At 63.9% G+C, this 20,111-nt stretch carries 12 protein-coding genes and 1 pseudogene; 10 read left to right on the top strand and 3 right to left on the bottom strand.

Going from position 1 to position 20,111, the window contains the following annotated elements; all coding sequences use genetic code 11:
* Positions 1-202 precede the first annotated feature (202 nt).
* The 7 genes from tssL (at position 203) to NKJ75_RS28330 (ending at position 13,274) form a co-directional block, all read left to right on the top strand.
* Entirely contained in the window at positions 203-1,729 is a 1,527-nt protein-coding gene (gene tssL, locus NKJ75_RS28360; RefSeq protein WP_352500461.1) for a type VI secretion system protein TssL, long form, read from the top strand.
* The gene (tssM, locus tag NKJ75_RS28355; RefSeq protein ID WP_352500460.1) at positions 1,726-5,247 is read left to right on the top strand and encodes a type VI secretion system membrane subunit TssM; all 3,522 of its coding nucleotides are present in this window, start codon (positions 1,726-1,728) and stop codon (positions 5,245-5,247) included. Before tssL ends, tssM begins: the two co-directional genes overlap by 4 nt.
* Before the next feature lie 157 nt (positions 5,248-5,404).
* Positions 5,405-6,163, top strand: a complete 759-nt coding sequence (locus tag NKJ75_RS28350) for a PP2C family protein-serine/threonine phosphatase (RefSeq protein WP_023699767.1) — start codon at positions 5,405-5,407, stop codon at positions 6,161-6,163.
* Positions 6,160-8,529 carry a serine/threonine-protein kinase gene (locus NKJ75_RS28345; protein WP_023745589.1) on the top strand — a complete coding sequence of 790 codons (2,370 nt, stop codon included), beginning with the start codon at positions 6,160-6,162 and terminating at the stop codon, positions 8,527-8,529. Before NKJ75_RS28350 ends, NKJ75_RS28345 begins: the two co-directional genes overlap by 4 nt.
* A gap of 11 nt (positions 8,530-8,540) precedes the next feature.
* The gene (locus NKJ75_RS28340; RefSeq protein ID WP_050592389.1) at positions 8,541-9,002 is read left to right on the top strand and encodes a DUF1036 domain-containing protein; all 462 of its coding nucleotides are present in this window, start codon (positions 8,541-8,543) and stop codon (positions 9,000-9,002) included.
* A complete protein-coding gene (locus tag NKJ75_RS28335) occupies positions 8,999-11,395 on the top strand; it encodes a M23 family metallopeptidase (protein ID WP_352500459.1) in 2,397 nt (798 codons plus the stop codon). The genes NKJ75_RS28340 and NKJ75_RS28335 overlap by 4 nt, the downstream gene beginning before the upstream one ends.
* Before the next feature lie 265 nt (positions 11,396-11,660).
* The gene (locus tag NKJ75_RS28330; protein WP_352500458.1) at positions 11,661-13,274 is read left to right on the top strand and encodes a caspase family protein; all 1,614 of its coding nucleotides are present in this window, start codon (positions 11,661-11,663) and stop codon (positions 13,272-13,274) included.
* Between the two features lie 88 nt (positions 13,275-13,362).
* Here the strand turns inward: NKJ75_RS28330 and NKJ75_RS28325 are convergent, their stop codons facing one another.
* A complete protein-coding gene (locus NKJ75_RS28325; RefSeq protein ID WP_023745593.1) occupies positions 13,363-13,899 on the bottom strand; it encodes an OmpA family protein in 537 nt (178 codons plus the stop codon).
* Positions 13,900-14,128: 229 nt separating this feature from the next.
* Here NKJ75_RS28325 and NKJ75_RS28320 point away from each other — a divergent pair, with 229 nt between their 5' ends.
* Entirely contained in the window at positions 14,129-14,689 is a 561-nt protein-coding gene (locus NKJ75_RS28320) for a DUF6931 family protein (protein WP_023745594.1), read from the top strand.
* Positions 14,690-14,747: 58 nt separating this feature from the next.
* On the opposite strand, the gene NKJ75_RS28315 is transcribed toward NKJ75_RS28320, so the two are convergent.
* Entirely contained in the window at positions 14,748-15,992 is a 1,245-nt protein-coding gene (locus tag NKJ75_RS28315) for a caspase family protein (RefSeq protein WP_352500475.1), read from the bottom strand.
* Between the two features lie 56 nt (positions 15,993-16,048).
* The gene (locus NKJ75_RS28310; protein ID WP_245265813.1) at positions 16,049-17,134 is read right to left on the bottom strand and encodes an OmpA family protein; all 1,086 of its coding nucleotides are present in this window, start codon (positions 17,132-17,134) and stop codon (positions 16,049-16,051) included.
* 401 nt (positions 17,135-17,535) lie between these two features.
* On the opposite strand from NKJ75_RS28310, the gene NKJ75_RS28305 reads away from it, so the two are divergent.
* Both NKJ75_RS28305 and NKJ75_RS28300 read left to right on the top strand, forming a co-directional pair.
* The gene (locus NKJ75_RS28305; RefSeq protein WP_245265818.1) at positions 17,536-18,060 is read left to right on the top strand and encodes a response regulator transcription factor; all 525 of its coding nucleotides are present in this window, start codon (positions 17,536-17,538) and stop codon (positions 18,058-18,060) included.
* 334 nt (positions 18,061-18,394) lie between these two features.
* Positions 18,395-20,111: pseudogene (locus NKJ75_RS28300) on the top strand (DUF5801 repeats-in-toxin domain-containing protein); the annotation flags it as partial.

Below are 20,111 nucleotides of genomic sequence, written 5' to 3'. Positions count from 1 at the left end.
GCCACCAAAATTGCGCCGGGTTTCCATCGCAACCTTCTGAGACTACGATCACATACGACGATTGAGCACGCGGGTACGGTTGGTCGACCTCGGGGGTCTGCGGCACATGTCATGTCACGGCGAGATAGCGTCCTGCGGTCCGCGTTTGCGCGGACATGGCGCTGTGCGTCGCGGCGCGCGGGCGTAGAGGCAGGGATCGGCGATGAGCTCGAAGGATGATCCTTTCGATCCGACCGGCAAAACCGTCATCCGCCCCAGCCGCCCCAATCCCGGCCGCAAGCAAAAGACGGTTCTCGCCCGCGATGCGCCGGCCCCCGGCAGTACGGTGATCGCCCCTGCCAGCGTCCCGGAACCCACGGTTTTCGATCCCAACGCCGGCCGCCAGCCGCCGTCCGACGTCACGGGGACGGTGATCTGTCAGGGTACCCCCTTCACTGAGGCGCCGGCCGATCGGTCCGTTCACGGTTCAGCCGGGACGGCTGGGAAAACGCCGCTGGATGCGCTGCTCGGTGCCAGCGATGGCGTCGACTATGGCGCGGCCAACCCGATCGTCGCTGCCGCGGCGCCCTTGCTGATGCTGCTTGGGCATCTGCGGCTGGTGGCCGTCGAAAGACCGGCCGAGCCGCTGGCGCAGCATGTCGCCGGCCTGATCGAGGATTTCGACCGCAAGATCGTCAGGACCGATACTTCGGAAGAGGATGCGCGCATCGCCAGCTATGTGCTTTGCGAAACCGCCGACGATATCATCGCCAATCTGCCCGGTTCCAGCCGGGATGCGTGGGCGCAGCACGCCATGCTGCAGCGCTTCTTCCAGCTCAAACCCACCGGCGCAGGTTTCTTCCAGGCGCTGAACACGGTGCTGGCGACGCCGGAACCTCACCGCAATCTCATCGAGCTGATGCATGCCTGCCTGTCGCTTGGCTTCGAAGGCCAGTATCGCGGCCAGCCGCGCGAGAGCCTCGAACGGGTCCGCCGCGACGTCTACGAGACATCAGCCTATTTCCGCGTCCCCGGTGACGACGACATCTCGCCGCGCTGGCAAGGCTTGTCGGTCACATCAGCGCAAGGCTCCAGGCGGGTTCCGCTCTGGGCCATAGCCGCTGCAAGCGCGGCGGCTTTGACCGCAGCCTTTTTCACGCTGCGGGTCCTCATCACCAATGATGGCGAGGCTGTTGCCGGCGAGTTGCTGGCGCTCAATCCGGCGACGCCGGTCACCATCGAGCGCACCGGTTTCGTGCCGCTGACCGAGGAGGTGAAAGTCGTCGCAGCGCCAACGACGATTGCGCAGGTCGATCGCATCCGCACTGCCTTGGCCAAGGAGATCGAAGGCGGCGGCGTCAGCGTCGGCACCAAGGGTGATTTCATCATCGTGGAAATCAGCAACGCCCTGCTGTTCCAGTCGGGACGAGCCGAGGTCAAGCCGGAGTTCGAGCCGGTGGCCGCCAGCATCGCGGCGGCTCTCGACGCGGAGCGCGGGCCGATCCGGATCGTCGGCCACACCGACAACGTCAAACCGAAGAAGACCAGCGCCTTCAAATCGAATTTCGACCTCTCCGTCGCACGTGCCCAGTCGGTGGAAAAGATGATCGCAGCGCATTTCAGCGATCCGTCGCGGACAAAGGTCGAGGGCAAGGGCGAGGACGAGCCCATCGCCGACAATGCAACGCCGGACGGCCGCGCCAAAAACCGCCGTGTCGATGTAATGATCCCGCGGGAGGAGATGCTGTGACCGGCTGGCTGCTGCGCATCTTCAGCGCGCTCGCGCTCGCCGGCTTTGCCGCCGCGGTCTGGTACGCCGGCCCGTTAATCCGCTTTGCCGGCGCCCGGCCGTTGGATCCCATCTGGCTGCGGGCAGCGATCATCGGCATCGTCGTCGGAACGGTGGCGATCATCTATGCAATCCGGTTCTGGCGCAGGCGCAAGGCGCAGAAGGCGCTGGAGGCCGCCATGGCCAGCGCCGAGGATGACGGCAGCGATGCAAAGGTGCTGGAAGCTCGCATGAACGAAGCAGTCGCGACGCTCAGGCAGTCGAGCGGCAAGCGCAACTTCCTCTACGACGTCCCCTGGTACATCGTCATCGGCCCGCCGGGCGCCGGCAAGACCACCGCGCTGGTCAATTCCGGCCTGAACTTTCCGCTTGCCGGGTCGGGCCAGGCGCAGCCGGTGGCGGGTGTCGGCGGTACGCGCAATTGCGACTGGTGGTTCACCGACGAGGCGGTGCTGATCGACACGGCCGGGCGCTACACGACGCAGGATTCCCATGCACGGACCGACAGCAAAAGCTGGCTGGCGTTCCTGTCGCTGCTCAAGCGGCACCGGACGCGTCAGCCGATCAATGGCGTCATCCTGGCGATCAGCCTTGCCGATCTGATGGCGGACGGAGAGCAGGCGGCCCGTGTCGCCGAGATCCGCAGCCGCCTGCAGGAAATCCACGAGGTCCTGAAGGTCCGCTTTCCCGTCTACGTGCTGTTCACCAAGGCCGACCTGGTCTCCGGATTCATGGAATATTTCGGCGGTTTCGACGAAGCACGCCGGCGCAAGGTGTGGGGCGCGACCTTCCAGACCGCCGAGCGCGGCCTGAACATGGTCGCAGAAGCGCCAGCCGAATTCGACGCGCTGGTGAAGCGCCTGACCGAAGAGATGAGCGAGCGGCTGCAGGCGGAGACCGATCCGGTCGCGCGCATCGCCATTTTCGGCTTCGCCGCGCAGCTCGGTGCGCTGAAAGGCCGGATCGTGAATTTCCTCGAGGGCGTTTTCGAGCCGACGCGCAAGCAGCTGAACGCCCCCCTGCGCGGCCTGTATTTTTCTTCCGGCACGCAGGAAGGCACGCCGATCGACCAGTTGCTGGGCAGCATAGGCCGCAGTTTCGGCAGGAATGCCCAGGCGCATCTTTCCGGCACCGGCAAAAGCTTCTTCCTGCACGATCTGTTGAGCCGCGTCATTTTCGCCGAGTCCGGCTGGGTGTCCTATGACAGGGCGGCCGACAGGCGCGTTGCGATCGCCCGCTACGCCGGCCTGACAGCGATCGCGGCCATAGCGATCGCCGCGCTTGGCGTTCTCGGCCTGAGCTTTACGACCAACAAATCGCTGGTCGCCGCGACCGGCCAGGCGGCAGGCCAATACCGCGCGACAGCCGCGCCGCTGCTGGCCAGCACGACGGTGTTGGATGCCGACCTCGAAACCGTCATCGGCGCGCTCGATGCGCTGCGCGGCCTGCCGGCCGGCTACGATACGAGAGACCAGCCCACCCCGGCCACGGCGACGTTCGGCCTCAGCCAGCGTGAGCGTATCCTTTCGGCCTCCGAGACCGCCTACCGGCAGGGGCTGGAGCGGATGTTCCGCTCGCGCCTGCTGTTCCAGCTCGAACGCACGATCGAGGCCAGGATGGCCGATCCGATGGCGCTGTACGAGCCGCTGAAGATTTACCTGATGCTAGGCGGCAAGGCGCCGAAAGTGGATGACGAGCTGGTCGTCACCTGGCTGAAACGGGACTGGGAACAGAACCGCTATCCCGGCGCCCACAATCGCGACGGCCGGGCGCAATTGGAGAAGCATTTGCGCGCCATGCTGGCGCTCGACAACGACCAGGATCCCTCGTTCGAACTCAACCGCACGCTGGTCGAATCCGCCCAGCGCTCGCTCGGCCGCATGAGCCTTGCCGATCGCGCCACCGCGCTCATCCAGTCGGCCACCTATGCGGCGGCGCTGGACGATTTTTCGGTGTCATCGCAAGCCGGCGCGGAGGCGCCGATGCTGTTCGAGCGCAATGACGGAAACGATCTCGCCGGCCTTCGCGTCCCCGGTCTCTACACCCATGCCGGCTTCGACTTCTATCTGACGCAACTTGCCAGGAGCGCGCAGGCGCTGGTCGACGATCAATGGGTGATCGGCTCGAGCGGCGAGCAAGGCGGTTTCGACCAGGAATTGCTCAAGCTCGGCCCGGAGCTGCTCGATCGCTATGGCAAGGGCTTTGCGGCGGCGTGGAACGAGGTGCTCGACAGGTTGAAGTTCAAGGCAATGGCCGCCGACAAACCGCAATATCTGGCGCTGTCCGCAGCGGGATCACCGAGTTCGCCGCTGATGCAGCTGTTCGAGGCGATCGCGCGCGAAACAGCTTTGACGCAAGAGCGCAATCCGGCTGCGCCGTCTCAAGACAGCGGCCAGGAAATCGCGGCACGCGCCAAGGGCCTCGCCCGCATCGGCATCGAGCTTGCAGCGCGCAAATCGCAGAGCAGGGCCGGGACCGCCTTTGTCAGTACGCAGAACCAGGATCCCGGCGCCAACATCGAAGCCCAGTTCCGGTCTTTCCAGGCTTTGGTGGCCGGGGCGCCGGGGCAGCGGCCGCTCGACGCCCTCACCCAGAATTTCCGCGAAATCTATCAGAGCGTGCGGCTGGCCGCCGATGTCCCCGCCCAGACGGACCAGGCCAACGCCAATCTGCAGCTGCAGATCTCGACGTTGCGCGCCAATGCTTCGCGGCTGCCGAAGGCGCTGGCCAGGATGGTGAGCGCGGCGGCGGACGATTTCGAGGGCACCGTCGCCGAAACATCGACCACGCGTCTCAACGAGATGCTGGAGGAGACCGTCGGCCGTCCGTGCGAAGAGGTGATTGCCGGGCGCTTTCCATTCGCCCCCGCCGGCACCGACGATGTCGCCATGGCGGATTTTGCCAGATTGTTTTCTCCGGGCGGGGTTCTCGACCGGTTTTTCGCGCAGAACCTGGCGTCGCTGGTCGACATGAGCGGCCAGGACTGGGACTGGAAACAGGACACCAGGTTCGGCCGCAATCTGGCGAAATCGACGCTGAAGAACTTTCAGCTCGCGGCACAAATCCGCGCGGCTTTCTTTCCGCTCGGCGGGCCGGTGCCGTCGATCAACATCACCTTCACGCCGCTGTCGCTGCATGGCGATGCCGACATGGCGCTGCTCAATATCGACGGCCAGGTGCTGCAGGCCACCCAAGCCGGCAACACGCCGGGCCTGATTCCGTGGCCGGGCAAGACCGGTTCGGCCAGTCTCAGCCTGACGCCGGAGCTGCCCGGCCGCGAGTCCGCAATCAAGTTCGACGGTCCCTGGGCGTTGAAACGATTGCTGGACAAGGGGCAGGTCACCGCCAATGGCGACAGTCTCGAAGCGCATTTCCTCATCGGCGGGCGCGATGTCGCCTACACGATCAAGACCGGGAAGGACGGTAATCCGTTCACGCTGCCGGCGCTCTCCGCGTTCAGCTGTCCGAAGGCTTTCTGATGGGGAATTGCATGGCAGGACCAAAGATTGCAGGACGCAGAGACAGCGGCGGCACCACACCGTCCGTCATCAGCGGCTTAGATTTCGATACTCTAATGAATGGGGCTGTGGCAGACTGGCCAGGCACGTCAGCCAAGGCGTCGCGGAGCGTAGGCAAGTGAACGATGCCGCCTTTGAGAGCTACGGCGTGAGCCACAAGGGCTGCGTGCGCGACCACAATGAGGACAGCTTTCTGGTCGAGCCGCGGATCGGCCTCTGGGTGGTGGCCGACGGCATGGGCGGGCACGAGGCCGGAGAAGTCGCTTCGGCAAGCATTGTCGAGCATCTGGCGACGATCGGCATCGCCAGTTCGGCGCCGGATCTGCGCGCCCGCTTTGAGGATCGGCTGAACCGGGCGCATGCCGAGATTCGCCGGATTTCGCGCTCACGCGGCGTGACCATCGGCTCCACCGTTGCCGCACTGCTGGCCATGGACGGCAGGTTCGCCTGCCTGTGGTCGGGCGACAGCCGCGTCTATCTCGTGCGCAACGCCGCGATCTCGCAGATTTCGCGCGACCACACCGAGGTGCAGGAACTGCTCGACAGCGGCGCGATCAGCGCAGCCGAAGCGGAGAACTGGCCGCGCCGCAACGTCATCACCCGCGCCATCGGCGTCAACGACGAAATCGCCATAGACTTCCAGCAGGGAGAGACCCTTGCCGGCGACATCTTCATCCTCAGCACGGACGGGCTGACGGCGCATGTCAGCGACGCGGAAATTGCGGCAGCAGTGCTCTCGGCAGCGCCGCAGGCTGCCTGCGAAAAGCTGCTTTCCATGGTGCTTGAGCGCGGCGGCACCGACAACGTCACCATCGTTCTGGTCAAGATCAGAGACAAAGGCAATGGCCTGTCCCGAGCAGGAGGCCACGACCGATGAGCTCCGACGACAAGACCCGGCTATTGCCCAACATGGCGGATACCAGCGTCGGCACGCAGCTCAGCGGCATCTACGAGCTCGACGAACGCATCGCGTCGGGCGGCATGGGCGAAGTCTATCGCGGCCACAACATCCAGACCGGCGATCATGTCGCGATCAAGATCGTGCTGCCGGAATTCGCCCGCGATCAGACGATCCTGTCGCTGTTTCGCAAGGAAGCCTCGATCCTCAACCATCTGTCGCATGACGCGGTCGTGCGCTACCACGTCTTCACCATAGATCCCGGCATCGGGCGGCCCTATCTGGCGATGGAATTCGTCGACGGCCAGTCGCTCTACGACATCATGCGCGGCGGGGCGATGGCGACTCCGGATGTGCGCAAACTGTGCCACCGGCTGGCCTCGGGCCTGAGCGCCGTGCACCAGGCCGGCGCCATCCACCGCGATCTTTCGCCCGACAACATCATCCTGCCGGGAGGCCGGGTCGAGCGGGCAAAAATCATCGATTTCGGCATTGCGCGATCGGCCGCGGTCGGTGGCGAGACGCTGATCGGCGGCAAGTTCGCCGGAAAATACAACTATGTTTCTCCCGAGCAGCTCGGGCTCTATGGCGGCGAGGTCAGCGAACAGTCCGACATCTACAGCCTGGGGCTGGTGCTGGCGGCGGCGCTGCGCGGCAAGCCGATCGACATGGGCGGCTCGCAATACGAGATCGTCGAAAAACGGCGGACCGTCCCTGATCTCTCCGGCATCGATGCCGATTTCAGGGACATCGTCGAAGCGATGCTGCAGCCTGACCCGGATGATCGACCGGCCAGCATGGCCGAAATCGCCCGGTTGACGCGCGACGACAGCGAGGCGACCTTGCCGCCGGCATCGCTCGCGCCCCGGCCCGGTCTGCCGCGAACCGGGCAGACCGCAGGGCCTGTCTCGAAGATCGGGGACTCGCCGGCCCAAGGCTTCGGTTCGGCCCCGCCAAGCGGCACGGCGGAGCCGTCTTTCGTGCCGCACGTGCGCCCGGCGCACCTGTCGCAGCCGAAACCGGCTGCTGAAACTCCCAAGCGAGCAAGCACACCGCCGAAGCGTGCTACTACAGGCAGAAATCTGACGATCGCGGTGCTGGCGGCGGTGGTCATGGTATCGCTTGGAGGGCTCTATGCATCGGGTATCGTGGGATTCGGAGACCGGCCTCGCGTCACCGACACCGGCAAGCCGCTCCAACCCGAACTGACAAAGCCGATCGTCGCTGACAAGCCCGCTCCGGCCACTCCGCCGGTCGAGAAGACGGTGCCAAAGCCGCAACCAGCGGAGACTGCGGCTGAAGATCAGGCCAAAGCGCCGGTCGAGCCGCAGCCGACGCCGCCAGTCGCGTCGAGCGCTACGGCCCCGCAGCCGGCCGAACCAACCGACAAGACCGTTGCGCTGCAACCGCCATCCGGCCCGTCGAAGCCCGATGCCGCGAAGAACCCCGAGCCTGTCAGTCCGCCGGTAGAGCCCAAGGCGACAGCGCCAGCCACGCAAACACCTGAACCGACGGCCGAGGCCCCCAAACCCACAGCACCGACGCTGGAACCCACCGCTCAAGCGCCCGAGCCCAAGGCGCGGGCGCCTGAACCGACCGCGGAGCCTAAGCCGAGCCAGCCCGATATCGCCAGCGGTGAGCAGGCCGACAAGCCGGCAGAGCCCGACATTGCCATGAACGTGCCCAAGCCGGAGGTGCCGCCACCGGCCGATGCGGCCGCGGAGCGGGTCACCTGGGTACGCGCCTTCAATGGTGGTGATTGTTTTTTTGCGACGGTGACGTCGGCCGCCGACAAGGGTGTCGCGATCGAGGGCTTCGGCACGTCGGTGCCACCCTTCGAACAGTTGCTTGGGGAATTCCAGGCGAAGTTCCATGTCGAGCCGGATATCAGCGTCCGCCTTATCCAGCCCTCGCAATGCGGGATCACCGGCTTCCTGCGTTTCATGGGCGCGAGCACGGCCGACAGGCCGCAGCTTGTCCTCGACCAGACATCGGTGCCGGACGGCTCGCCGATCGACGGCACGCTGATGACGCATGGCGGGCTGGTGTCGAGCGTGTTCCTGATCGACCACAGGGGCATCGCGTTCAACCTCGACGATCATGTTGTCGTACAAGCCGACAAGGCGACCTTCTCGATCCCGATCGGGCTCGGCGCCGCCGACAAGGCGGCAGGCAAGGCGTTGCCGCAGATCATCATGGTGATCACCGGGCCGCAGGACATAAAGGCGGCGGACTTCACAACGCCGACGCCGGCCTCGGTGCTGTTGCCCAGGATCCTCGACGAGATCGGCGCCAGGAGTTCGGCATTTTCGGCGACCGCCAAATATTTCCGCCTCGGCGGCTAGCACCGACGCCGATGCAACGTCGTCGCCGAGATCCCGTCCTGCTTGCCCGGAACGTGCGGGTGAAGCTCGCCGCGAGCGCGGTCGCGGCGCTGTTGCTGGCAATTCTTTCCACCGGGCAAGCGCGCGCCGAATTCACCGTCTGCAACCAGACGCTCGACGTCGTCAATCTTGCCGTCGGCCAGAAGGTCGACGATGCCGACCAGACCGATGGCTGGTGGACCATCGGCGCCAATCAATGCGTCAACGTCATCCGCGAGGAGCTGACCAACCGCTACATCTACATCTACGCGACGGATGTGTTCGGCCACGCCATTCTGGCAGGCTCCACCGACATGTGCATCGAGCGGCGGCGGTTCTCGATCCGCGGCATCGATGAATGCTGGCAGCGCGGCCATATCGCGGCGAAGTTTCTCGAAGTCGACACCCAGGAACAGGTGCGCTGGACCTTCTTCCTGACCGGAAGCGCGCCGTGACGCACAGCATCGACACCAGCTTCAAGGCAAAGAAGCAGGCGCGCGCCGCGCTGCGCAGGCGCAGGATCTGGCTCGGGCTGGCGGCTGGCCTGGCGACAATCGTCCTCGCCGCGATTGCCACCGGCTTTTATCTTACCGCCGACTACTGGTCGTTCGGCGACGAAGACGAGGAACTGCACGCCGTCGAAGGCTCGGACGACGTGCCGGCCGACGCATCGGTCTACGTGCCGGCCATCATCGACCTTGCCGGCGACCCGATGTGGATCACACTGGCGCCGGAGGCGGGCGCTGCCAAGAGCCGCGGGATGCCGCGCCCGGCGGAGCTCGACCAGGCCGGCATCTCCCCTCAGATCATGGTTCTCTCCGACGTGATGCTGAGCGCCAGCGAAAAATTCATGACGACGATCCCCTCGACGCAAGAGGATTTCGCTTTCTTTCAGGCGCAGCGGAAGACCGCGGTCGCGCCACCCGCCGAACCCAGCGATCCGCAGAATGACCTGCAGAACGATCTTCAACCATCGCCCGGCGCGGACGGGGCTCCGGCGGCCTCCGGCCCAGCTCCTGACCCGCAGGTCGCTCCGGGTGCATCGGCGGCGGCCGATGACCCCGAGGCCGGCTGGGGCGAGACCATCGATGAGGGCGAAGCAGCACTCCCCGCCTTTCAGAAGACACCGGTCGAAAACAACACCAGCGTTGCCAACGTCAGCTCGGAATACCAGCGCTTCGAGGCGACCCAGGACATTTTCGTGAAAATCCTCAACGACCGCAGCCTGGACAGCGTGGCGCTCGATGCGCATTTTTCCGCCGACGACGCAAAGCTTGCCGGCGAGGCGCTGAAGGCGCTGTTCGACAAGGACGGCCTGCAGCCTGGTTATGTCGTGGCGATGCGCGGCTTTAGGCCGACGCGCGAGACCACGACGATGTCGCTGATGCAGGTCTCGATCTACGCCAGGAACGTCTTTGTCGGCACGCTGACACGCAACGCGGCCGGTGCCTTCGTGTCGGGCGTCGACCCGTGGGTGCGCGAGGACCTGTTCAATTATTCGGGCGCCGAGACCGAAGGCACGCAGAAACGGCAATACCGCCTGCTCGACGCGATCTATTCGACGGCGGCCCGCAACAATGTGCCGAGCGGCATCATCGGCGAAGCCATCATGTATCTGTCGCGGGGACAGGATCTGGATGCTTTCGCCAGCGAGGACCAGCGTCTTGTGCTGATCTATTCGCAGACGCCGCGCGGCAAGAACGAGACCGACGGACGGGTACTCTATGTCGGTATCCAAGGCACGCAAAAGAGCTTGGATTGTTTCGTTTTCCAGCAGAGCGACGGCCAGTTTTCCTGCGTCTCGGGCGACGACCAGGTGCGCTCGCTGACGGTGGCCAACGGCATGGTGACGCCGGTCAACGGTGTCATGACGTCGACCTTCGGGCCACGCAAGCATCCGATCCTGGGCGTTGTTCGCATCCACAAAGGCGTCGACTGGGCAGCACCCGTGGGGACCCCGATCGCCGCAGCCTTCGACGGCGAGATCATCTTCCAGGGCGACGGCGGCGGCTACGGCAATGTGGTCAAGATCGCCCATGGCGGCGGCCGCGAGACGCGCTACGCGCATATGTCGAAATTCGCCATCGCCAGCGGTGTCGGCACCAAGGTGAAGGCCGGCGACATCATCGGCTATATCGGCACCACCGGCCTGTCGACCGGGCCACATTTGCATTTCGAACTCTATCAAAGCGGTCAGGCGATCGATCCGCTCGGAACAGTGACCGCTGCAATCGCCGTCACTTCCAGCGATCCCGCCGTCGAAACCCTGACCGACCGTATCGTCCACGTCGAATCGGGCGGTAGCGCGCGGGCCAAGAACCCGCTGTCTTCGGCGACAGGCGCCGGCCAGTTCATATCCAAGACCTGGATCCGGATGATGAACACCTATCGTCCCGAACTGGCGCGCTCGCTGTCGACCGCAGACCTGCTCGCTTTGCGCTACGACGCCACCATCTCGCGTGAGATGGTGCGCAATCTGGCGCGCGAGGGCGAAGCCTATCTCAAGGCGCGTGGCCACCAGATCACCGCCGGCCGGCTCTATCTCTGCCATTTCCTCGGTATGGAAGGCGCCCATCAGGTGCTGGCGTCGCCGGGATCGGCGCAGTTGAGCGCCGTGCTCGGCTCGTCCGTTATCCAGGCCAACCCGTTTCTTGCCGGCAAGACCGCCAGCTACGTCGTCGACTGGGCGGAACGGAAGATGGGCCGCAAATTGCCGACGCCCACCACCACCGATGCGGGCCAGCAGACGACGACGGAAGTCCGCCAGACATCGCCGGAGTTCGAAAAATACAAGCAGGCGATAACGGCACTGGTCGGCTCGATCCAAAATACTCTTGAGCCGGGCTAGAGCTGGCAGTTCGCCCCGGCTTTCGCCAAGCCGATTGGTTCTGAGGCCGGCGAATGGTATGTTTGCGGATATTTGGGAAGGTTTTTGGGTCCTTGTGAACCAAAACTGTGGCTGGGATCACATACGCCCAACAGCCATTTTGGCAGAAGCGATACAGTCGCTGGTGAAATTTAGCATGCGCAGCCATCAATAACGCGCCCCATTGGGGCGGAGGGCCGATCCCATGAAAGCGTTTGCCGTTCTTTTGAGCGGATTTTTTCTGTTAATGCTGACCGCGCTTGGCACCGTCCAGGCGGCGGCGCCGGATGCCGGTGGCGTCAAACGCGTCGCGCTGGTCATCGGCAACAGCAAATACGTCCATGCCGTCGAATTGCCCAATCCGGCCAATGACGCGCATCTCATCGCATCGACGCTGCGCAATGCCGGCTTCGAGGTGATCGAGGGCGTCGACCAGGACAATGCCGGCATGCACAGCCTGATCAGCAAATTCACCGAGCAGTCCTACGATGCCGACCTCGCCGTCATTTTCTATGCCGGCCACGGCATGCAGGTGGACGGCAAGAACTTTTTGATCCCGGTCGACGCCCAACTGACGTCACCTGCCTATCTCAAGACCCGCACCGTCCAGATCGACGACTTCATGGCCGCACTGCCGCCCGACCCGGCGGTCGGCGTCATCATCCTCGATGCCTGCCGCGACAATCCGCTGGCACGGACGCTGGCGGTCGCGATGCCGAAGACCCGCTCCACCGCGCTGGGCACCGGCCTGGCGCCGATCGACCCTAAATCAGAGGGCGTCGGCACCGGCGGCATCCTGATTGCCTATGCCACCGACCCGGGCGCCATCGCCTTTGACGGCAACGGCGTCGACAGCCCCTACTCGACCGCGCTCGCCAGGCACCTGACCGAACCCGGCGTCGAGATCCAGAGCGCGCTGACGCGGGTGCGCGGCGAAGTGGCCGAGACCACGCAAGGCCGCCAGCGGCCATGGCACAACGCATCGCTGGGCCGCGAGGTCTTCCTTGGCAAACCGGCCGCCCAAGCCGCGCCGATGGTAAGACCGGCCGCCGATGACGCGAACGCCGCGACAGCGCCCGCCCCTGCCCCCGTCACCAGCGAACCGCCTTCGTGGGAAGTCGAGCAGCGGCTTTGGGACGAGGCCTCGAAGCGCAACACCGCGCCATTCTACGAAGCCTATCTCGAACAGTTCCCGAATGGCCGCTTCGCCACGGTGGCGCGGCTCAACATCGATGCGCTGAACGATCCGAAAGCCCAGGAACGGGAAGTCGCCGCGCTTGCTGCCGAAGAAGCGAACTCGGGTTCTGCCGTGCGCACCTCGGTAGGCATTTCGGACGACATGAAGAAGGTGCTGGGCACCGAGGCGACGGAGAACGCGATCGGTCTCGATCGCCAGGGCCGCATCGACCTGCAATTGCGCGTCGAGGCGCTGGGCAACGAGCTTGGCCGCGTCGACGGCAATATCGGCGCCAAGACCCGGCAAGCGATCGGCGACTGGCAAGAGGGGAACGGGCTGCCTCCGACCACTTTCCTGACGCGCGAGCAACTGGCGTTCCTGGTTATCCAGACGGATCCGATGATGGAGGCCGTGCGTGCCAAGCATGAGGCCGACCAGGCCGGCGTGGACAAGCCGAAAAAACAGGTGGTGCAGAAGGCCCGCACGCTGAAGCCGGTGGCGGAAAAGCCACGCAAGAAGCAGTACGCCCAGAAGCCGCGCCGACAACAGCAGTTCGTGCAGAAAAGGCGCAACCGCGAGGTCGTGCGCGAGGATGAGCCGCCGCCGCGGGACAATAATGATTTCCTGACCAAGGCGCTGATCTTCGGCACCGGCGTAGCGGTCGGCGGCGTGCTCAAGAACTGATCGATCATGTCAAACAATAAAAGCGCCGCGTGTCCGTTGGACGCGCGGCGTTGTGTTTGACGACGGCCGGAAGACGCAGCCGGCGAAGCTACTGCGCCTTGATCCGCATCTCGACCCGCCGGTTGACGGGATCGTAGGGATCGGGATTGCGTGGATTGGCCTCGCCGAGACCGACCGCCTTGATGCGGGTGGATTCGATGCCGTTGGATTCGAGGAAGGCGGTGACCGATTGCGCCCTGCGCTGCGACAGCCCCTCATTGTAGGTCGCCGAGCCGGATGCGTCGGTATAGCCTTCGACGACGAAGGACAGCTTGCTCAGCCGATCGTCCTTCAGCGCCTTGGCGAACTCGTCGAGTTCGCTGCGCGCCTTGGCGTCGAGCTCGGACGAATCCAGGCCGAAATTGATCAGCATGTCGAGGCCGGTCTTCTCCGGCGGCTTGTCTTTCTGGCCGGTCTTGCTCTTGCACTCGTCCTCGGTGCCGACGCAGATCCCGCGTGCCGCGCCGTGATCGATCGCGCCGGCAAAGAACTTCACAATGTCTTCCGATTTCTGAAGTGGGTCGGCATAGACGTGAGTCGAGAAAAGCACGGTCGCCAATGCCAAGACTGAAATGTGCCGCTGCATAACGGTTACTCCCGTTTCGAGCATCCGATTTTCACTCAGGCCCGATCCATGGATCCGGGCCAACTCTTCCTGTTCGACAATGATCTGTCGAGATCACGGTCGGCTGTGGAATATACCAAACCGTGAGGCGTTTGTCTGTGAACAACGTCATGGACATGTGGTGGTCGACAGACTTGACCCGCGCCTCGCAGGCGGGTTGAGTGAGGCCTGGGGGAGGACAACAGCAGCGATGGCCAACGGGCTTCGATTCCAGACCGCACGCGATCTCTTCGCCGCGAACACGGCTGTCGCCCGGGACATGACGGCCGTTCCGACCGACCAACCCTCGCTCGAGTTCTGCCGCCGGCTGATGGCCGGGCGCATCCCCGAGGAAGCGATTACCTTTTGCGCCTATCTCCTGCCTGACCGGGCCGCAATCTGGTGGGGCCACGAGTGCCTTGGGCATCTGACCGAACTGCTCGAAGAGCAGGATCTCGCAACGCTGGCACTGATCCAGGACTGGGTCGGCGACCCCAACAATGCAACCCGCCGGGAGGCTGTCGCCGGGGCGGCGATGACGCAGCAGCACACGCCTGCCGGCTGGATCGCGCTCGCGGCGCAACGGCATATCAGCGGCCTGGCTGCGCAGAACGGGTCGGGGCTGCGGCCGCTGCCGGCTGCGCATGCCGTCAATACCGGCATACTGGCCGGACTGGCGCGGGTTGCGGTGGCGGACCGCTTCTCCGTGCTCACCGCCTTTGTCGAAATGGGCATCCATCTGGCCGAAACCGAGGCGCTGCGCCGAGCCTGATTGCTCTGGATCGTGATGAGATTTCATTGAAATCTGATCCAACCCATTGTTGGCGGCCTCATTTGCAGCCGTTTTGCGCCCATTTGCCGAGCGCCACCTTGAAGCGCGTGCCCAGCGGGTGTTGCAGGCGCAACACCGAGACGTCATTGGTGACGTGGGTCTTGGCCTGGTCGCACAGCCGCTCCTCGGTCCATTGATGACAGTTGCTGCACTGGTTGTCCCAGACGGATTTTTCCAGGCCCTCGACGGGACTGAAGTGCGGCTTTCCCTGGATGAGCTGGGCGATGCTCTTGCCGTCGATCGCCGGGTCTCCAAAATTGACCGGAACGTCGAAAAGGACTGGCGCGTCCGAGCCCAGCTTCGGAATTTCCTCACGCAGCTGTTCCAGCGCCTGCTCGCCGGCGTCCGCACCCGGCGGATTGGCGGCCGCGCCGGTGCGCGCCTGCGTATCGCCTTCGGGCGCAGCCGCGCCGGAATCGCCGACGATCAGCGGCGCCTTGAGATCGACCTTGTGAAGCACGACATCGGTGGTCAGCGAAACGTTGATCCAGGGCCGCTGGCGTCCGGCTGTGGCCTTGAACACATCCGACGTAACCCGGTTCATCGCCTCGGTGATCGAGACGTTGACCTCGCCGATATGGGCAAGCAGCGCCGCCGAAAATGGCGAGTGCTCGCCCGGTCCGTCATAGGCGAGCTGGTTGGGACTGGCAGCGAAGGCGACCAGCGTGCCGGCGCCGCCATTCTCGATCGGTATTTCGGCAAGGCCGCTGCTTGCCGTGCTGTCGCCGCCAGTCTCCTTGGCAAGCACATCGGCGAGCGGGTTGTCGCGGCAGGCGTCGAGGAACACCAGCCTGATGCTGGTCTCGCGCGACATCTGCCGCAGGATGAAATCCACCTGCACGGCTTCGAAGTCGAGCGAGGCCTCGTCCTCCAGCGCCGCATCGACAGGCAGCAGGTAATTCCTGCCCGAGACCTGCAGGCCATGACCGGCATAGAAGAACAGCGCGATATCGGCGCCACGCACCTGCCTGGCGAATTGCGCGATCTTTTCCTGCGTCTGCGCCTTGGTGAGATCGAGGCCGGAGACGATTTCGAAGCCCAGCCCCTTCAGGCGATCGGACATTGCCTGCGCATCGTTCACCGGATTGGGCAGCACCGGCGCGTTCCGGTAATGGGAATTGCCGAGCACCAGGGCGATGCGGCGTTCGGCACTGGCCGCGGTCATGGTAATGGTCATGGTCAACGCAAGCGCCAGCACCGCGAGGCCGATGCCGCGCATGAAGTTGCCGCAACTTGCAATCATGTCCAAACGCACCGGATTCCTTTTCGGTTGACGGGCCTTTTCAGTTAAGGACCGGCTCAGTTGGCGAGCGGCGTGGCGGAGAACTCGATCCGCCGGTTCAGCGCCTTGTTCTTCGGCGTATCGTTCGGCGCCACCGGCTTTTCCTCGCCATAGCCGGAAGCCGTGATCTGCGCCGATGGAATGCCCGCAGCGATGATCGCGTCGGCGACCGCCTTGGCGCGCCGTTCCGACAGGTTCTTGTTGGCCGTCGGCGACCCGTCGGAATCGGTATGGCCCGAAACCTCGACCTTCAGTTTCGGACATTTGCCGACGACGCCGACCACCTCGGCCAGCAGTGGGCGGCTCTTTTCATCGAGCCGAGCGCTGGCTGGGCGAAAATAGACGGCGCCGGTGCGCGACAGCACCTCGAACCTGTTCAGGCATTCATCGTCGCTGAAGGACGTCTTGCCTGCATCTGTGGCGACCGGCCCGGCATCGGCTGGGGCTGCGGCCGCGACGGCAGGCGCCGCCGCCGGCTTGGCCCCATCAGCGGTGAAGACGAAGTCGAACGACACCGAAGCCGTCGGGACGATGCTGCTGACATTGGCCGCCTGCTGGAGTTTTTCGATGTTGGGCAACAGGCCGAAATCCTCGACATGCACGGCGACCGGCGCCTCCGAGGCGATCGACACCATGCTGTCGGTGATCATGGTGACCACGACATTGGCCTCAAGGTCCTTGTCGACGCCGTGCAGGCTCAGGCGAAACGGGATATGCGCGCTCATGCGCCGTTTGGTGGCGAGATCGGCAAAAGCGGCGGGATCGACTTTCGCCGTCACTTCCGCCGTCGGGAATTTGAAGGTTTCGAAGAACAGGAAGCGCATGCGGACATTGCGAAGGTCTATGCCGGTGTCGACCGAGTTGAGGTCGAACGTGACCTTGGCGGCGCCATCCGATGTCAGCGTGCCCGAGAGGTTCCTGATCTTGTTGGTTTCGACAATGGTGTTCTTCTTCACCGATTGATAGGTGAGTGTCGAATTCGCCGGATCGAGCGTCCAGTTCAGCTGCGCGTTCGCCACTTCCGGTGCGAGCAGCAACAGCCCGAATACAGCGGCGACGAGAGCAAGGGCGCCGACGATGCGCCGGCCCTTTGAGAACGGCATTCGTTGCCGAAAAAATCCGCCGACCTCGAACATTGATGCCCCGCCTCAGGACAACAGACCTCAGTTCCGATCACGGCTGTCGAACGCAGTGATGCCAGCAAATCCAGAGGCGCCTTGCGTGATCACGAGCGCTTCGGCGGGCCTGTCGAACGCAGAAAAAATGCCATTCATAGCCTTGAATATACTACAATATTAGCAACTCCTTGACAATCGACCGAAGCTCTGGTTTCTTGACATATTAAACAAAGTTCGTTGCGTTTTTTACGGACGGTGTTCACATGTCTGCCCTGGTTGTAGCGGACCCGCGGGGGGTCTATCTCGCCGGTCTTGAGTGGGTTTTGCGTAAGGCGGGACATAGCGTTGTCGCAGAATGCCACCACACGATTGAGGTTCTCCCCTTGGTGGAGCGCCACCGGCCTGATCTTGTCATCATTGGGTTGGATGCTGCGGACCGGCAGGCAGCCGGTCTTTCCGCAAGGCTGAGAGCCACCAGCAGCCCTCTGGGCATCATCTACATCCTGCAGCCAAACGGCGGATTCGACTTCAACGAAATCCCCGGGCTCGATGCCGACGGCCTGCTGATGGACGGCGTCAGCCACGGTTACCTTGTCGAATGCGTCAATGCGGTGGCAGCCGGCCGAAAGTGGGTCGACAACCACATCCTTCAGCATATGCTGACGCCAAGACCGCTGCCTAACCCCGCGCCGAAGCTTACCGGACGCGAGACGGAAGTCGCCGGCCTTGTTTCACGCGGCCTGCGCAACAAGATCATCGCGCAGCGGCTGCATGTATCCGAAGGCACGGTGAAGATGCACCTGCATCACGTCTACGAGAAGCTGCGCCTCGGCAGCAGGGCCGAACTCGCCTGGGCGACTTTTGGCGACGGCGCCGACCATCTGGGACCAGGCCACAAAAGCGGGCTTTGATCCCTCCCTTCGGTCAGCTGGCACTGCGTCGACAGGATACCGGCAACAGGCCGGAAACCCACGGCATATCGATCCATCCACCAAACCAACACGGTTGCCCGCGAGCGCCTGTCGCGGCCCGGTCTATCGAAGGATGTATATCGTTCGATCAGGTAGGGGCATTCACCATAACACTATCGAACCGCGAATGGACGCGTGCTCGGCGTCAGCGGCACAATGGAGGATAAAAGGCCGCAATTCTGCGCGTCAGCGGATGCCCTGGGGTAGGTGCATCCGGCATCGGGTGGGGGGTGAATACCCTTTTCTCGATGTATTGAAAAAGGGGAGAATCTCCATGTCACTCGACATCACAGCTCAAGACATCATCATCGACGAAAGCATCGGTCATACGGACGACGATATTGAGCCGGTTGGCAACACCAACACCACGCTGCAATATCTCCTGACTCTCGGCACCGCGCTGGAGGTCGCCTCCCAGGGCGACTTCGTGCATGCCACAGCGAGCGCAGGGGAAACCATCACCGGGCTCGTTCTCACACAGAGCGCCTCTGGGACTCCGTTTTCCACCACCGACGGCGTAAACAGCGGTATTCAGACGGTCGACGGCAATTATGTCTGGCTGTTCCAGGACTCAACCGATCCAAACGTCGTGATCGGCGTCATTGGTACCTCCGACCCGACAGACGAGCCCGATGAGGGCGGGGCGCTCGCCTTCTCGTTCGGGCTGGATCCCACGAGCGCCACCAATGCGGATTTGTACCTGGTCCAGTATGTGCCGTTGCTCCATCCGGACGCGACCGACCCGGACGACCGCATCGATCTGACCGACATGGTGTTCGCCTCGGTCACCGGGACCTCCGTGGCTAGTTTCCTGGGCTCGGCGGCCGCGCCCGGCAACAATGATTTCTACCTGATCAATTCGGCCAATGACGCTTCCAAGCAGCTTCTGGTGATCGGTTTGAACGGTGGCACCGCCAACGTCAGTACCCAGGGCTTCGGCGTCGGCAACCAGAGCATCAATCCGAACGAAACACTGCAGGTCGATTTTGTGACCGGCGGTACTCTGGCCGCGGGCAGTGCCGCGCAAATCCAGTACGGCAGCCATATCGAGACCATCACGCAGGCCGGGTTCACGATCAGCCAGGTAACGCCTTCCAATCCGAATGATCGTGTGGACGTCCAAATCAGCGCCTTCAACAATACGGGCAACGATCAAGGCACAAATTTCTATGACGGCACCACGACCAACCCCGTGGACATCACCGGCATCAAGTTGACGGGGACATCGGGGTATGCGTCCCTCATCACCGCCGATGGCACCTATGCCACAGGCAGCGGCAACGTCACCATCACTGGGCTCAGCGGGACCGGGAACGCCGTTACCATCACCGGGCTCGATAACACCACCACCGTCGATGTCACCACCGGCAGCCCGATGGACCGGTTGACGGTCAAGGGTGTCGATTCAAATGAAGGGTGCGACATCTCCGAATTCCATTTCTTGACGACGAGCACCAACGCCCATACCGAAGAGGTCGGCTCCTTCATCAACTTCGACGACGACGGGCCGACACTTGAGATCACGGCGCCGGTGACAGTTGGCGCGGCCGAGGTGGTCGAGGCGAGCGGGGCTGGCGGGCATAGCCAGGTGACGATCACGCCGCCGTCCTTCACGGCAAGCGCGGTCGATGGCTACACGACGGATGTGGGCTACGCACTCGCCCTGGCGGGCGCAGCGGCGACCGGACTGGTGACGACGGACGGCAACCATGCGATCACGCTGGTGGTCGACTCGGCCACCCAGATCTCGGGCAAGTACGACAGCGACGGCAATGCCTCGCTCGATGCGACGGCGTTCACGGTGACGCTGTCGGGCACGACGGTGACGCTGACGTCGCTGGTTGCGCTTGAGCACTCGAACGCGCCGCAAGGCGCAAACGAGGACAACACGCTCGACCTCGGCACTCTGATCAACGTGGTGGCGACGGTGACGGTGACGGACGGCGATGCCGACGTCGTCTCGCAGCAAAGCACGAGCTCGGCGCTGTCGC

Source organism: Mesorhizobium sp. M0058 (assembly GCF_040323095.1).
Taxonomy (GTDB): Bacteria; Pseudomonadota; Alphaproteobacteria; order Rhizobiales; family Rhizobiaceae; genus Mesorhizobium.
This window is presented reverse-complemented; position numbering and strand designations above follow the sequence as displayed.

Excerpts from the sequence above, each read along its gene's own strand:
- NKJ75_RS28310 (WP_245265813.1), bottom strand. The coding sequence starts at position 17,134 with ATGCCGTTCTCAAAGGGCCGGCGCATCGTCGGCGCCCTTGCTCTCGTC.
- NKJ75_RS28330 (WP_352500458.1), top strand. The coding sequence starts at position 11,661 with ATGCTGACCGCGCTTGGCACCGTCCAGGCGGCGGCGCCGGATGCCGGT.
- NKJ75_RS28315 (WP_352500475.1), bottom strand. The coding sequence starts at position 15,992 with ATGATTGCAAGTTGCGGCAACTTCATGCGCGGCATCGGCCTCGCGGTG.
- tssL (WP_352500461.1), top strand. The coding sequence starts at position 203 with ATGAGCTCGAAGGATGATCCTTTCGATCCGACCGGCAAAACCGTCATC.
- NKJ75_RS28325 (WP_023745593.1), bottom strand. The coding sequence starts at position 13,899 with ATGCAGCGGCACATTTCAGTCTTGGCATTGGCGACCGTGCTTTTCTCG.
- NKJ75_RS28345 (WP_023745589.1), top strand. The coding sequence starts at position 6,160 with ATGAGCTCCGACGACAAGACCCGGCTATTGCCCAACATGGCGGATACC.
- NKJ75_RS28340 (WP_050592389.1), top strand. The coding sequence starts at position 8,541 with ATGCAACGTCGTCGCCGAGATCCCGTCCTGCTTGCCCGGAACGTGCGG.
- NKJ75_RS28320 (WP_023745594.1), top strand. The coding sequence starts at position 14,129 with ATGGCCAACGGGCTTCGATTCCAGACCGCACGCGATCTCTTCGCCGCG.